Genomic DNA, 13,927 nt, shown 5'->3' with positions numbered 1-13,927 from the left:
TATGGTCACTGGGCGGCGCCTTCGCGCCCGCCTAGAAGCCTCTCATTTCAAGGAATGACTCATGAAAAAGAACCTGCTCTCCATCGCCAGCTTGATCTTGTTCACCAGCCTGTCTTTTGGTGGTGTCGTCCAGGCTGCCACCAGCACTCAACCTGTCAGCAAGCCAGCGGTCGAAGTATCGGCGCCGATTGCCAAGGCGCCTGTCGCCCAAGTCGAGGCGGTAAACATCAACACGGCATCCGTCGAAGAATTGCAGAAGTCCTTGAAGGGCATCGGCAAGGTGAAGGCCCAGGCCATCATCGACTATCGGACCAGCAGCGGGCCGTTCACCACGGTCGATCAACTGCTGGAAGTGAAGGGTATCGGCAAGGGCACTTTGGACAAGAACCGGGACAGGATCTCGCTCTGAACCTTTGCCTGGTGAAATGAAAAAGCCGGTCACTGGCCGGCTTTTTTCAATGGGGCGCATTTCTCCGGCTCAATAAAAAAGCCCCCGGCGTGTGCCGAGGGCTTTGAATTTTGGCTCCGCGACCTGGACTCGAACCAGGGACCCAATGATTAACAGTCATTTGCTCTACCGACTGAGCTATCGCGGAACAACGAGGCGTATCTTACTGATTAAAAAGGGGAAGTCAACATAGTGCCGACGACTTCCCCTGATTTTTTTACAGCACCTGGACGATGGCGCGGGTGACGGTGTCCAGGTTGCCGTTGTTCAGCGCGGCGACGCAGATGCGGCCGGTGCCGACAGCGTAGATGCCGAATTCGTTCTTCAGGCGCTCAACCTGCTCGGCGGTCAGGCCGGAGTAGGAGAACATACCGCGCTGCTCGGCAACGAAGCTGAAGTCGCGCTTGGCGCCCAGGGCGGCCAGTTGCTCGACCATGGCCACGCGCATGGCGCGGATGCGGGTGCGCATTTCGCCCAGCTCTTCTTCCCAGACTGCACGCAGTTCCGGGCTGTTCAGCACAGCAGCGACGACGCTGGCGCCGTGGGTCGGCGGGTTGGAGTAGTTGGTGCGGATCACGCGCTTGACCTGGGACAGGACGCGGGTGGACTCCTCGCGGCTGTCGGTCACCACCGACAGGGCGCCAACACGCTCGCCGTACAGCGAGAACGATTTGGAGAAGGAGCTGGACACGAAGAAGTTCAGGCCCGACTTGGCGAACAGGCGCACGGCGGAAGCATCTTCGTCGATGCCGTCACCGAAGCCCTGGTAAGCGATGTCGAGGAACGGCACGTGGCCCTTGGCCTTGAGCACGTCCAGGACCTGCTTCCAGTCGTCCATGGTCAGGTCGACGCCCGTCGGGTTGTGGCAACAGGCATGCAGAACCACGATCGATTGAGAAGGCAGGGCGTTCAGGTCTTCGAGCAGGCCGGCACGGTTAACGCCATGGGTGGCGGCGTCGTAGTAGCGGTAGTTCTGCACCGGGAAGCCGGCGGCTTCGAACAGCGCGCGGTGGTTTTCCCAGCTCGGGTCGCTGATGGCGACGGTCGCGTTGGGCAGCAGGCGCTTGAGGAAGTCGGCACCGGTCTTGAGCGCGCCGGTACCGCCGACGGCCTGGGTGGTGACCACACGGCCTTCGGCCAGCAGCTCGGAATCAGCGCCGAACAGCAGCTTCTGCACGCCGGAATCATAGGCGGCGATGCCTTCGATCGGCAGGTAGCCGCGCGGTGCGTGGGCCTCGATGCGGGCTTTCTCCGCGGCCTGCACGGCACGCAGCAACGGGAGACGGCCTTCCTCGTTGTAATAAACGCCTACGCCCAGGTTGATCTTGCCCGGACGGGTATCGGCGTTGAAAGCTTCGTTCAGGCCCAGGATCGGGTCACGGGGGGCCATTTCGACAGCGGAGAACAGACTCATGTTGGCAGCAGCTCTAAGGCGGGAGTGAAGTGCAATTGCAACCCACCCGCACACGGCGCTGGGGGTTGCGTCGACGGGCCGGTATTATATAGGCCTCTACAGCAGGCGGCGAGTTGTCGCGCGTGCTTTTCGACTGGTATGACGCTTTGGCGACCGAAGCGTCACACGCCATAGCGAGGTTCCCATGTCGATTTTTCAGCTGGATTCGCGATTCGAGCCCGCCGGCGACCAGCCCGAAGCCATCCGACAGATGGTGGAAGGACTGGAAGCGGGGCTGTCGCACCAGACGCTGTTGGGGGTGACCGGCTCCGGCAAGACCTTCAGCATCGCCAACGTCATTTCCCAGGTGCAGCGCCCGACCATGGTGCTGGCGCCGAACAAGACGCTGGCCGCGCAGCTCTACGGCGAGTTCAAGACCTTCTTCCCGAACAATGCCGTCGAGTACTTCGTCTCCTACTACGACTATTACCAGCCCGAGGCCTATGTGCCGTCCTCGGACACCTACATCGAGAAGGATTCCTCGATCAACGACCACATCGAGCAGATGCGGCTGTCGGCGACCAAGGCGCTGCTGGAGCGCAAGGATGCCATCATCGTCTGCACCGTGTCGTCGATCTACGGCCTGGGTGACCCGGCGTCCTACCTGAAGATGGTTCTGCACCTGGACCGTGGCGACAAGATGGACCAGCGCGAGCTGCTGCGCCGCCTGACCAGCCTGCAATACACCCGCAACGACATGGATTTCGCCCGCGCGACCTTCCGCGTGCGCGGCGACGTGATCGACATCTTCCCGGCGGAATCCGACCTCGAGGCCATCCGCGTCGAGCTGTTCGACGACGAAGTGGAAAATATCGCCGCCTTCGATCCGCTGACCGGCGAGGTGCTGACCAAGCTGCCGCGCTTTACCTTCTACCCCAAGAGCCACTACGTCACCCCGCGGGAGACGCTGCTCGAGGCGGTGGAGCACATCAAGGCCGAGCTGAAGCAGCGCCTGGACTACCTGCGCACCAACAACAAGCTGGTCGAAGCCCAGCGCCTGGAGCAGCGCACCCGCTTCGACCTGGAGATGATCCTCGAGCTGGGCTACTGCAACGGCATCGAGAACTACTCGCGCTACCTCTCCGGACGCGGTCCCGGCGAGCCACCGCCGACCCTCTACGACTACCTGCCGGACAACGCCCTGCTGGTGATCGACGAATCCCACGTCAGCGTTCCCCAGGTCGGCGCCATGTACAAGGGCGACCGCTCACGCAAGGAAACCCTGGTGGAGTACGGCTTCCGTCTGCCCTCGGCGCTGGACAACCGCCCGCTGCGCTTCGAAGAGTGGGAGGCGATCAGCCCGCAGACCATCTTCGTCTCCGCAACGCCCGGCCCTTATGAGGACCAGCATGCTGGCCGCGTGGTCGAGCAGGTCGTGCGCCCCACCGGTCTGGTTGATCCGGAAGTGGAAATCCGCCCGGCAACCACCCAGGTGGATGACTTGCTTTCGGAGATCGGCAAACGTGTGGCAGTCGATCAGCGCGTGCTGGTCACCACCCTGACCAAGCGCATGGCCGAGGACCTTACCGACTACCTGGGCGACCACGACGTGCGCGTGCGTTACCTGCACTCGGACATCGACACCGTGGAACGGGTGGAAATCATCCGCGACCTGCGCCTGGGCAAGTTCGACGTGCTGGTGGGCATCAACCTGCTGCGTGAGGGCCTGGACATGCCTGAGGTGGCGCTGGTGGCGATCCTCGATGCGGACAAGGAAGGCTTCCTGCGTTCCGAGCGCTCGCTGATCCAGACTATCGGGCGCGCCGCGCGGAACCTGCACGGCAAGGCGATCCTCTACGCCGACAAGATCACCGGCTCGATGGAGCGAGCGATCAACGAGACAGAGCGCCGCCGCACCAAGCAGCTGGAGTTCAACGCCAAGCACGGCATCGTGCCCAAGGGTGTGAAGAAGGACATCAAGGACATCCTCGAAGGGGCCGTGGTGCCGGGCGCCAAGGGCAAGCGCCGCAGCTTGGCGAAAGTGGCGGAGGAGAGCGGGAAGTACGAGAACGAGCTGCGTACGCCCGACGAGATCGGCAAGCGCATCAAACAGCTGGAGGAGCGCATGTACCAGCTGGCCCGCGACCTGGAGTTCGAGGCCGCGGCTGGGGTGCGCGACGAGATCGGCAAGTTGCGCGATCGCATGGTGTCGATGGGGTAAGAGGAGGGCGGGGGCTCAGTGCGCCCCGGCTCCCGCGCCAGCCCCCATTCCAGCCGGCAGCGGCCGGGTCAGCAGCACCGCCACCATGCTGATCGCCAGCACGATGCCGATGGCGTGGAAGGCATCGTTGTAGGCCATGATCGCCGCCTGCTGGTGGACGATCTCGCTGATCTTGCCCAGCGCCGCCTGCTGCGTGCCTAGCTGCGAGGTCAGTTGCGCCAGGCGCTCGTCCACCGCGCCATTCACCGGCACCACCGCTTCGCGCAGGTAGTCGTAATAGACCTTCGCGCGGCTATCCAGCAGGGTCGCCAGCAGGGCGATGCCGATAGCGCCGCCGAGGTTGCGCAGGATGTTGAACAGGCTGGACGCCGAGCCTGCATCCTGCGGCTGCAGGTAGACGGTGGCGATCAGCGAGATGGTAACCATCACCATCGGCTGGCCGAGGGCGCGCAACAGTTGGATTTGGTTGAACTGCGGGCCGGCGAAGTCCGGGTTGAGCACGCCGGAGAAGAAGCTCGCCATGCCGAACAGGCCGAAGCCCAGGGCGCAGAGCAGGCGTGGCGCGATGATCTTCATCAGCTTGGGAATCAGCGGGATAAGGAACAGCTGCGGCACGCCCATCCACATGATCACCTCGCCGATCTGCATGGCGTTGTAACCCTGGATCTGCGCGAGATACAGCGGCAGCACATAGATCGAACCATACAGCCCCATGCCAAGGCCAATGCTGGAAATGCTCGACAGCCCGAAGTTGCGGTTACGCAGGATGCCTAAGTTGATCAGCGGGTTCGGCCGCGAGGTCTGCAGGATCACGAAGAGGATCAGACTGATCAGGGCAATGCTGCCCAGGCTGACGATCAGGTTCGATTCCAGCCAGTCCTTGCGGTGGCCCTCTTCGAGGAATACCTGCAGACAGCCAAGGCCGATCGCCATGGTGATGATGCCGGCGTAGTCGGTGCTTTTCAGCAGCTCCCAGTGCGCTTCCTTCTTCTCCAGGCCGTAGAGCAGGCCGGCAATCATCAGCAGGCCCGGCGGGATGTTGATGTAGAAGATGTATTCCCAGCCGAAGTTCTCCGTCAGCCAGCCGCCCAGGGTCGGGCCGATGGAGGGCGCGAACGTGGCGGTGATGGCGAACAGCGCCATGCCCTTGGGACGGTGGTGTTCCGGCAGCTTGATCAGCGCCAGGGTGAAGGCGAGGGGAATCAGCGCGCCGCCGGTGAAGCCCTGCATGGCGCGGAACACGATCATGCTCTCCAGGTTCCAGGCGAACGAGCAGAGCAGGGACGAGAACAGGAAGCCAACCGAAATCATCCAGGCCAGCCGGCGCGCCGAGAGCAACTGCACCAGCCACGCGGTGAGCGGGATCATGATGATTTCGGCCACCAGGTAAGAGGTGGAAATCCACGAGCCTTCTTCCAGGGTGGCCGCCAGCGCGCCCTGGATGTCCTTCAGCGAAGAGTTGGTGATCTGGATGTCGAGCACCGCCATGAACGCGCCGAGCATGGCGCTGAACACGGCGATCCAGTCGCGGCGGGTCGGTTCGCCGACCGGCCGGACCAGTTGATCACCGGCCACGCAGCTCGACCTCGGCCTCGACGGACATGCCTGGGCGGATCAGCCCCTTGAGCGGGTTGTCGTCGGCGAAGGTGATCTTGACCGGAATGCGCTGCACCACCTTGGTGAAGTTGCCGGTGGCGTTGTCCGGCGGCAGCAGGCTGAATTGCGCACCGGAGGCGGCGAACAGGCTCTGGACCTGGCCTTCGATGGGCTGGTCGGGGAAGGAGTCGAACACCAGTTTGGCAGTCTGGCCGGGGCGCATCTTGCCGATCTGGGTTTCCTTGAAGTTGGCCTGGACCCAGATGCCGTCGTCCGGCACCAGCGACAGCAACTGGCTGCCGACCTGCACGTACTGGCCGACGCGGGCGCCGCGCTGGCCGACCAGGCCGCTGACCGGCGCGTGGATTTCGGTACGGGCGAGGTTGATCTCGGCCTGGGTAAGGTCGGCGCGGGCGCTTTCGATCTGCGCCTGCAGGCGCTGCACGTCAGTGCCCAGGGTTTCGCGCTGCACGCGCTGGGCCTGGAGGTCGGCCTGGGCCTTGGCCACCTGGGAGCGGGCGACGTTGGAGTCGGCGGCCAGGGTGGTCACGCGCTCTTCCGACACATAGCCGGGCTTGCGCAGGGCCTGGGCGCGGCCGAGGTCGACTTCGGTGCGGCCGAGGGTGGCCTGGCTGGCGTTCACGTCAGCCGCGCTGGCGGCGATCATGCTGGTCTGGCCCTTGAGCTTGCTGCGCGCCTGTTCCAGTTCCGCCTCGCGGGTAGCCAGGGTGGCCTTGGCGCGGTCCAGGGCGAGCTGGAAGTCGGCAGCCTCCAGTTTCACCAGCAACTGGCCTTTCTCGACGTGCTGGTTGTCCTGCACCAGCACCTCGTCGACACGTGCGCCAAGCTGGCTGGCGATGCGGGTGATCTCACCCTGCACGTAGGCGTTGTCGGTGCTCTCGACGAAGCGGCCGATGAAGTACCAGCGCGCCAGGAAGGCGAGGGCGACCACGGCGAGGATGACGAAGAACACGGACAGGCGGCGTTTCAATTGTGCGGGCATAGGTAAACGAGCGTTTGGTTGGCCAAAAAATGTTTGCCAATGTAACAGTGTTCCGTGGCGGCACGTAGCCGCTACACTTCGGAAACTTTGTTGCTTATAGGGAACAATCATGGGGCTGGATGATGCGCTGATCTTCACTCGCGTGGTGGAACTGCACAGCTTCACCCAGGCAGCGCAGAGCATGGGCATGCAGAAGTCCACGGTGAGCCGGCGTATCGCGCTGCTCGAAGAGCGTTTGGGCGTGCGCCTGATCAACCGCACCACGCGCAAACTGCGCTTGACCGAAGTGGGGCAGGCCTACTACGACCGCTGCCGGCAGATCATGCATGACTTCGCCGAGGCGGAGCAGGCGGTTATGCAGTTGCAGCAGGCACCGTCGGGATTGTTGCGCATCAGCGCGCCCATCGAGTTCGGCCAGATGTACCTGGCCAAGGTGGTGGGCGATTTCATGAACCTTTATCCACAGATCACCGCCGAGGTCGAACTGACCTCGCGCACCGTCGATCCGTTGGAGGAGGGCGTGGACATCGTCATCATGGTTGGCCAGCCGGAGGATTCGACCCTGATCGCCCGGCGCATGCTGACCACCAACCGCTGCCTGTGCGCCAGCCCGGAGTACCTGGAGCTGCACGGCCGCCCGGAGACCGTCGAGGAGCTTGCCGGCCACCGCGCCGTGCTGCTGCAGGCCGACTCCCAGCGTTACTGGCCGCTGCGTGGGGAAACCGTGCCGTGCCACCGCGTGCTGTCCTGCAACAACATCACGTTTGCCCGTGAAGCCGTGCTGGCCGGGGTGGGAATCGCTTCCTTGCCGGAGCTGATCGTCGACGAACAGTTGGCCGGCGGCCGTCTGGTGCGCGTGTTGCCGCATGTACAGCTGCCGGTCGGCGAGCTGTACGCTGTGTATCCGTCGCGACGTTTCCAGGCAATGAAAGTGAAGGCTTTCCTCGACTTCCTGATTCATAACCTGCCCATCGATCCCGGTCGCTGGCTGGAGCCGAAGGCGGCCCGCCTGATACCATCGCACCCATGAGCGCGTGCGCTGTCGCGCGCTGTCCGCTTCACACGAAGAATTGCTGCACACGAGAGCCTTCATGACCACAGTCCGCACCCGTATCGCGCCGTCTCCCACCGGCGACCCGCACGTCGGCACCGCGTATATCGCGCTGTTCAACCTCTGCTTCGCCCGCCAGCACGGCGGTCAGTTCATTCTGCGCATCGAGGACACCGACCAGGTGCGTTCGACCCGCGAATCGGAACAGCAGATCTTCGACGCGCTGCGCTGGCTGGGTATCGAGTGGGACGAGGGCCCGGACGTCGGCGGCCCGCACGGCCCGTACCGGCAGAGCGAGCGTGGCGCTATCTATAAGCAGTACAGCGACGAGCTGGTCGAGAAAGGCCACGCCTTCCCCTGCTTCTGCTCCTCCGAACGCCTCGACGCACTGCGCGCTGAGCAGCAGGCGCGCAAGGAAACCCCGCGCTACGACGGTCACTGCATGCATATCCCGAAAGAGGATTCGGCCAAGCGCATCGCCGCCGGCGAATCCCACGTGGTGCGCATGAAGGTGCCGACCGAGGGCGTCTGCGTGGTGCCGGACATGCTCCGTGGCGACGTGGAAATCCCGTGGGACCGCATGGACATGCAGGTGCTGATGAAGGCCGACGGCCTGCCCACCTACTTCCTGGCCAACGTGGTCGACGACCACCTGATGGGCATCACCCACGTCCTGCGCGGCGAAGAGTGGCTGCCCTCGGCACCGAAGTTGATCAAGCTGTACGAGTACTTCGGCTGGGAACAGCCGGTGCTCTGCTACATGCCGCTGCTGCGCAACCCGGACAAGAGCAAGCTGTCCAAGCGCAAGAACCCCACCTCCATCACCTTCTACGAGCGCATGGGTCTGCTGCCCCAGGCGCTGCTGAACTACCTCGGTCGCATGGGCTGGTCCATGCCCGACGAGCGCGAGAAGTTCAGCCTGGCGGAGATGATTGAACACTTTGACCTGTCCCGCGTGTCGCTGGGCGGCCCTATCTTCGACATCGAGAAGCTCTCCTGGCTGAACGGCCAGTGGATTCGCGAGCTGTCCGTCGAGGACTTTGCGAAAGAAGTGCAGAAGTGGGCGCTGAACCCCGAGTACCTGATGAAGATCGCCCCGCACGTACAAGGTCGCGTGGAGAACTTCAGCCAGATCGCCCCGCTGGCCGGCTTCTTCTTCAGCGGCGGCGTGCCACTGGACGCCAAGCTGTTCGAACACAAGAAACTCGACGCCACCCAGGTTCGCCAGGTGCTGCAACTGGTGCTGTGGAAGCTCGAATCGCTGCGCCAGTGGGAGAAGGACCGTATCACCGCGACCATCCAGGCCGTGGCCGAGCACCTGGGCCTCAAGCTGCGGGACGTGATGCCGCTGATGTTCCCGGCCATCACCGGGCAAGCGAGCTCGGTATCGGTGCTCGATGCCATGGAGATCCTCGGCGCCGATCTGTCACGCTATCGTCTGCGCCAGGCCCTGGAGCTGCTGGGCGGTGCGTCGAAGAAAGAAGCCAAGGAGTGGGAAAAGATTCGCGACGCCATCGGCTCCTGAGTTCTTTCCTACACTGAAAAAGGCCGGACGCTACGAAGCGCCCGGCCTTTTTCATGCTGGCGCCAGTGATTGCGGGCGAGCCGGAGGAGGGCAGGAGGGCCGTGGATTTCACCGTGCGGAAATCAGGGTGGTCACATAAGTGATTGTTCTTTGGGAGAAAAAAATAAGAAATCTGAAAAAATTTTGTTGACAGGGGTTCGCCCCGCCCCTAAGATGCGCCCCGTTCCAGCGACGAACTGAATTGACAGGGAGAAGCGGAACGGTAGATCCAGCGGTACTTTGGGGCTATAGCTCAGCTGGGAGAGCGCTTGCATGGCATGCAAGAGGTCGACGGTTCGATCCCGTCTAGCTCCACCAAATTACCAGTAAGCTTCGTTTGTCCGAACGAAGCCGAAATCGAAGGTTTTGCGTCCCCTTCGTCTAGTGGCCTAGGACACCGCCCTTTCACGGCGGTAACAGGGGTTCGAGTCCCCTAGGGGACGCCACTTATCCAGCGACGATGCGTCCGCATCGTCAGCCAGAGTCATCTGGGGCTATAGCTCAGCTGGGAGAGCGCTTGCATGGCATGCAAGAGGTCGACGGTTCGATCCCGTCTAGCTCCACCAAATTCCCAAACGGGATGAAGCCAGAATCCACCGCGTGGTGGGTTTCTTCGAAGGATATGTCCCCTTCGTCTAGTGGCCTAGGACACCGCCCTTTCACGGCGGTAACAGGGGTTCGAGTCCCCTAGGGGACGCCATTTTTATCGCTCTGCGATGCCTATAGGGCCACTGAGACTTTCAGTGGCCCTTTTGTTTTTTCTCCCTCCAGAAAATTTTCCTCCGACCAGCGGTCACGTTTTCTACTTGTCGATTTTATTATGATAATAATATTCTATCCATAATATTTCCCGAGGGAGACGTCAGCCATGAGCGACAAGAAAGCCCAGACCCGCGAACGCATCCTGTCCGCCGCTACCAGTGCATTGCTCCAGCACGGTCCGGTCAGCCCCAGCGTGGGAGAGGTGATGTCGGCGGCGGGGCTTACAGTAGGTGGCTTCTACTCGCACTTCGAGAGCAAGGACGCGCTGATGCTGGAAGCCTTCCGGCAATTGCTCGCCAAGCGCCGCGAAGGGCTCAAGCGTTTCGACCCGCGATTGAGCTTTGCCGAGCGCCGGGCGCTGACGGCGCAGTTCTACCTGTCGCGCAAGCATCGCGATACCGAGGATGAGGGCTGCCCGATTCCCAGTTCGCTGAACGAAGTGGCCAATCTGCCGGAAGAGTTCCGTCAGACCCTGGAAGAGCATGTTGAGCTGATGGTCGCAGCGCTGGCCGGCCGTCCCGAGGAAATCGACAGCGTGCTCAGCGACATGGCCCTGATGATTGGTGGATTGGCGCTGGCTCGTGCTTTGGGTAATGGCGACCTGTCCGATCGCGTCCTGCGTGCCGCGAAAAAAGCGGTGATCTGAGGAGATACGGCAAATGAACAGTCTGAGCTGGGTTCGAGGAGTCAACGCCACCCTGGGCCGCGTCGCGCCGAAATGGGCAGCGCAGCGCATGCGTCAGCTGTTCGTGACGCCCAACGAATATGCCCCGCGTGACTGGGAGCTGCCGCTGCTGGCCAGTTCCGAGCGCGTCACCCTGCGCTTCGGCCTGTCCGCGCTGCGCTGGGGTGAAGGGCCGGCTGTGCTGCTAATGCATGGCTGGGAAGGACGTCCCACCCAGTTCGCCACGCTGATCGAGAAGCTGGTGGGCGCCGGCTATGGCGTGATTGCCCTCGACGGGCCGGGGCATGGTCGCTCTCCCGGCCAGGAAGCGGACATCGTGCTGTTCGCCCGAGCACTTCTGGAAGCGGCCAGCGAGTTGCCACCGCTGCGTGCCGTGATCGGCCATTCCATGGGCGGCGCCAGCGCGCTGCTGGCGACCCAGATGGGGTTGCGCACCGAAACGCTGGTGACTATCGGTGCGCCGAGTAACGTGCTGGGCGTTCTGCGCGGCTTCTCTCGAATGGTCGGGCTGCCGCCTCTGGCGCGCTCGCGCTTCATCCGCCTGATGGAAGGGCGCACCGGCATCGCGGCCAAACAGTTGGACGTCGCGCGTTATGAGCTGGACTTCCCCGGCCTGGTGGTGCATGCCGAGGACGACAAGTACGTGCGCGTAGACGAGGCCTCAGCCATCCACGAGGCCTGGCCGCGCAGTCGGCTGCTGCGCCTGAAGGATGGCGGGCATCACCGCGTACTGGCGGATGCGACGGTTACCGAAGCCATTCTGGAGCTGCTGGAAGAGGTCGAGATGCCGTTGCCCCTGGCGCTGGCTTCCTGAACCATTCACCAACCTGATGACGGCGGCTACAGGCCGCCGTTTTCATTGCATGATGGCCCGTTTGCGGGTCGTCAGGCCCGGCGCGCTGGCGTAGACTTTCGGGCATTTCCGGTTGCCCCGGCCTGGGCGCGAGGTCTTGCGCACGCGGGTGGCCGATTGGGGGGATGCATGAATCTGTCGCTGGATTGGGTGCTGCAGCAGGCGCGCCCGGTCATGCCGGTATTGGTGATCGATGACGTGGCGTTGGCGGGTGACCTGGCTCACGCCCTTTACGACGGTGGCGTGCGGGTGCTCGAAGTGACCCTGCGCACGCCGCAGGCGCTCGATGCGGTGGCCGAAATCCGCCGCGAGCTGCCGGACATGGTCATCGGCGCCGGTACGCTGATCCACACCGAGCAGTTCCAGGAGGCCCGCGACGCCGGCGCGCAGTTCGCTGTCAGTCCCGGCTGCACGCCGCGCCTGGTCGCCGCCGCCGACGACGCGAAACTGCCGTTCCTGCCCGGAGTGATGACGCCTTCCGAGGTGCTGGTGGCGCTGGAATACGGTTACCGCTCGTTGAAACTCTTCCCGGCTGACGGCAACGCGGCGATCAAGATGCTCAAGAGCCTGAAGGCGCCTTTCTCCGGTATCCGCTTCTGCCCGACCGGCGGCATCACCCAGGAAAACCTGCTCAACGTGCTGCGCCTGCCCAACGTCGCCTGCGTCGGCGGAACCTGGATCGCGCCGCCCAGCCTGGTCCGCGCCCGCGCCTGGGACCAGATCACCCAACTGGCCGCCGAAGCGATCGCGCTGGCCGCAAGCCTGGAGCACGCTTCATGAGTTGGCAGTTGCCTGATCCGTTCGTCATCGACATCGAGGTCAAGTCCGAGGACATCGACGGCCTCGGCCACGCCAACAACGCCGTCTACGTCAGTTGGCTGGAACGCTGCGCCTGGCGCCACTCCCAGAGCCTGGGGTTGGATCTGGCCGAGTACCGCCGGCTGGATCGTGCCATGGCCGTGGTGCGCCATGAAGTGGACTACCTTGCCGCTGCTTATGAAGGCGAGCAACTGCAACTGGCGACCTGGATCGTCCAGTCCGACCAGCGACTGAAGATGACCCGTCACTTCCAGCTGGTGCGTCCGGCGGATGCGCTGACCCTGCTGCGCGCACAGACCACCTTCGTCTGCATCGAGCTGTCCAGCGGCAGGCCCAAGCGCATGCCGGTGGAGTTCATCGAAGGCTACGGCCGCGCGCTGCTCGCCCCGGAAACTGTGGCTGCCGGCGCGTGATCCGTCGCGCCGCGCTTTTCCCGGCGCGGCGCATTCCCTACAATCCGCGGCCTTCGCCATAGCCCGAGATTCCCCCGTGCAGATCGCCCTGGCCCCGATGGAGGGGCTGGTAGATGACATCCTCCGCGATGTGCTGACCCGCGTCGGCGGCATCGACTGGTGCGTCACCGAATTCATCCGCATCAATGACCGGCTGCTGCCGCCGTCGTCGTTCCTGGCGCTCGCTCCGGAACTGGCGCATGGCAGCCGCACCCGCGCCGGCGTGCCGATGCGCTTACAGCTGCTCGGCTCCGACCCGCAACTGCTGGCAGAAAACGCCGTGCAGGCCTGCGAGCTGGGCGCCCCGGTGATCGACCTTAACTTCGGCTGCCCGGCCAAGACGGTGAACCGGTCCCGTGGCGGAGCGGTTTTGCTCAAGGAACCCGAGCTGATGTTCAGCATCATCGAGGCGGTGCGCCGCGCGGTGCCGGCTCACATTCCGGTGACCTCGAAGATGCGCCTGGGTTATGACAGCCCGGACGGCGCCATCGACTGCGCCCGCGCTCTGGCTGATGCTGGCTCCGCCCATGTGGTGGTGCATGCGCGGACCAAGGCCGACGGCTACAAGCCGCCAGCGCATTGGGAGTGGGTGGCGAAAGTGGCGGAGGCGGTGAAGGTGCCGGTGTTCGCCAACGGCGAAGTCTGGACCCTCGAAGATTACCACCGTTGCCGCTCCATCAGCGGCGTGGCGGACATCATGCTCGGCCGCGGGCTGGTTTCCCGCCCCGATCTCGCCCGGCAGATCGCCGCGTGGCGCGATGGCCGCGAAGTGGTGCCGATGCCCTGGTCGGAAGTGCGCGTGCTGCTCGACGACTTCTGGCGCCAGGCCCGGCGCAAGCTGGCGCCGCGGTACGCACCGGGGCGCCTGAAGCAGTGGCTGGGGATGCTCACCCGCAGTTATCCCGAAGCTGTGGAGCTGTTCGCCCAGGTGCGCCGCGAGCACGACTGCGAAGTGCTGGATCGGATGCTGCAGGTCCAGATCGAAGTCGCCGCCTGATCTGCTCTTCGTAGGAGCGAGCTTGCTCGCGAATGCAGTTGCCCCCGATACGCCGTCGGTGGGGCGGTTCGCGAGCAAGCTCG

12 protein-coding genes and 5 tRNA genes are annotated in these 13,927 nt (G+C 63.8%); 13 read left to right on the top strand and 4 right to left on the bottom strand.

Annotated elements, in window-relative coordinates; all coding sequences use genetic code 11:
• The first annotated feature begins 61 nt into the window (after positions 1-61).
• Positions 62-409 (top strand): ComEA family DNA-binding protein, encoded by a 348-nt coding sequence (locus ACIPK7_RS00315; RefSeq protein WP_192430247.1) that lies wholly within the window; start codon positions 62-64, stop codon positions 407-409.
• Between the two features lie 111 nt (positions 410-520).
• On the opposite strand, the gene ACIPK7_RS00310 is transcribed toward ACIPK7_RS00315, so the two are convergent.
• Positions 521-596 (bottom strand) — tRNA-Asn (locus ACIPK7_RS00310).
• Between the two features lie 69 nt (positions 597-665).
• Positions 666-1,862, bottom strand: a complete 1,197-nt coding sequence (locus ACIPK7_RS00305) for an amino acid aminotransferase (RefSeq protein ID WP_401084308.1) — start codon at positions 1,860-1,862, stop codon at positions 666-668.
• A 184-nt stretch (positions 1,863-2,046) separates the two neighbouring features.
• On the opposite strand from ACIPK7_RS00305, the gene uvrB reads away from it, so the two are divergent.
• Entirely contained in the window at positions 2,047-4,062 is a 2,016-nt protein-coding gene (gene uvrB, locus ACIPK7_RS00300; protein WP_192430245.1) for an excinuclease ABC subunit UvrB, read from the top strand.
• A 15-nt stretch (positions 4,063-4,077) separates the two neighbouring features.
• On the opposite strand, the gene ACIPK7_RS00295 is transcribed toward uvrB, so the two are convergent.
• Together ACIPK7_RS00295 and ACIPK7_RS00290 are read right to left on the bottom strand one after the other, a co-directional pair.
• Positions 4,078-5,577, bottom strand: coding sequence for an MDR family MFS transporter (locus ACIPK7_RS00295; protein WP_401085544.1), 1,500 nt, complete (start codon positions 5,575-5,577; stop codon positions 4,078-4,080).
• Between the two features lie 49 nt (positions 5,578-5,626).
• On the bottom strand, positions 5,627-6,661 hold the full coding sequence (locus ACIPK7_RS00290) for an HlyD family secretion protein (RefSeq protein ID WP_401084305.1): 1,035 nt from the start codon (positions 6,659-6,661) through the stop codon (positions 5,627-5,629).
• 109 nt (positions 6,662-6,770) lie between these two features.
• Here ACIPK7_RS00290 and ACIPK7_RS00285 point away from each other — a divergent pair, with 109 nt between their 5' ends.
• From ACIPK7_RS00285 to ACIPK7_RS00235, 11 genes are all read left to right on the top strand, one after another.
• Complete coding sequence (locus ACIPK7_RS00285) at positions 6,771-7,691, top strand: LysR family transcriptional regulator (RefSeq protein WP_401084302.1); 921 nt, start codon at positions 6,771-6,773, stop codon at positions 7,689-7,691.
• 61 nt (positions 7,692-7,752) lie between these two features.
• On the top strand, positions 7,753-9,237 hold the full coding sequence (gene gltX / locus ACIPK7_RS00280) for a glutamate--tRNA ligase (protein ID WP_192430242.1): 1,485 nt from the start codon (positions 7,753-7,755) through the stop codon (positions 9,235-9,237).
• Between the two features lie 281 nt (positions 9,238-9,518).
• A tRNA-Ala gene (locus tag ACIPK7_RS00275) sits at positions 9,519-9,594 on the top strand.
• A gap of 52 nt (positions 9,595-9,646) precedes the next feature.
• Positions 9,647-9,722, top strand: a tRNA-Glu gene (locus tag ACIPK7_RS00270).
• A 44-nt stretch (positions 9,723-9,766) separates the two neighbouring features.
• Positions 9,767-9,842 (top strand) — tRNA-Ala (locus ACIPK7_RS00265).
• Positions 9,843-9,900: 58 nt separating this feature from the next.
• Positions 9,901-9,976: transfer RNA gene (locus ACIPK7_RS00260), tRNA-Glu, on the top strand.
• A 168-nt stretch (positions 9,977-10,144) separates the two neighbouring features.
• Entirely contained in the window at positions 10,145-10,684 is a 540-nt protein-coding gene (locus tag ACIPK7_RS00255) for a TetR/AcrR family transcriptional regulator (RefSeq protein ID WP_192430241.1), read from the top strand.
• Between the two features lie 13 nt (positions 10,685-10,697).
• Positions 10,698-11,537, top strand: coding sequence for an alpha/beta fold hydrolase (locus tag ACIPK7_RS00250; protein WP_192430240.1), 840 nt, complete (start codon positions 10,698-10,700; stop codon positions 11,535-11,537).
• 168 nt (positions 11,538-11,705) lie between these two features.
• Positions 11,706-12,356: a bifunctional 4-hydroxy-2-oxoglutarate aldolase/2-dehydro-3-deoxy-phosphogluconate aldolase gene (locus tag ACIPK7_RS00245; protein ID WP_192430239.1), complete on the top strand. Its 651-nt coding sequence runs from the start codon at positions 11,706-11,708 to the stop codon at positions 12,354-12,356.
• Positions 12,353-12,808 carry a thioesterase family protein gene (locus ACIPK7_RS00240; protein ID WP_192430238.1) on the top strand — a complete coding sequence of 152 codons (456 nt, stop codon included), beginning with the start codon at positions 12,353-12,355 and terminating at the stop codon, positions 12,806-12,808. Before ACIPK7_RS00245 ends, ACIPK7_RS00240 begins: the two co-directional genes overlap by 4 nt.
• Positions 12,809-12,884: 76 nt before the next feature.
• Entirely contained in the window at positions 12,885-13,844 is a 960-nt protein-coding gene (locus ACIPK7_RS00235) for a tRNA-dihydrouridine synthase (RefSeq protein ID WP_192430237.1), read from the top strand.
• Positions 13,845-13,927 lie beyond the last annotated feature (83 nt).

This window comes from Pseudomonas sp. NPDC086581, from assembly GCF_044746165.1.
In the GTDB taxonomy this organism is placed as follows: domain Bacteria; phylum Pseudomonadota; class Gammaproteobacteria; order Pseudomonadales; family Pseudomonadaceae; genus Pseudomonas.
Note: the sequence above shows the minus strand (reverse complement) of the source record. Positions and strands in the feature narration are given on the sequence as shown.

Bases quoted from the DNA above. Each gene is read 5' to 3' on its own strand.
- ACIPK7_RS00285 (WP_401084302.1), top strand. From the start codon at position 6,771: ATGGGGCTGGATGATGCGCTGATCTTCACTCGCGTGGTGGAACTGCAC.
- ACIPK7_RS00305 (WP_401084308.1), bottom strand. From the start codon at position 1,862: ATGAGTCTGTTCTCCGCTGTCGAAATGGCCCCCCGTGACCCGATCCTG.
- ACIPK7_RS00250 (WP_192430240.1), top strand. From the start codon at position 10,698: ATGAACAGTCTGAGCTGGGTTCGAGGAGTCAACGCCACCCTGGGCCGC.
- ACIPK7_RS00315 (WP_192430247.1), top strand. From the start codon at position 62: ATGAAAAAGAACCTGCTCTCCATCGCCAGCTTGATCTTGTTCACCAGC.
- ACIPK7_RS00245 (WP_192430239.1), top strand. From the start codon at position 11,706: ATGAATCTGTCGCTGGATTGGGTGCTGCAGCAGGCGCGCCCGGTCATG.
- gltX (WP_192430242.1), top strand. From the start codon at position 7,753: ATGACCACAGTCCGCACCCGTATCGCGCCGTCTCCCACCGGCGACCCG.
- ACIPK7_RS00240 (WP_192430238.1), top strand. From the start codon at position 12,353: ATGAGTTGGCAGTTGCCTGATCCGTTCGTCATCGACATCGAGGTCAAG.
- ACIPK7_RS00255 (WP_192430241.1), top strand. From the start codon at position 10,145: ATGAGCGACAAGAAAGCCCAGACCCGCGAACGCATCCTGTCCGCCGCT.
- ACIPK7_RS00290 (WP_401084305.1), bottom strand. From the start codon at position 6,661: ATGCCCGCACAATTGAAACGCCGCCTGTCCGTGTTCTTCGTCATCCTC.
- uvrB (WP_192430245.1), top strand. From the start codon at position 2,047: ATGTCGATTTTTCAGCTGGATTCGCGATTCGAGCCCGCCGGCGACCAG.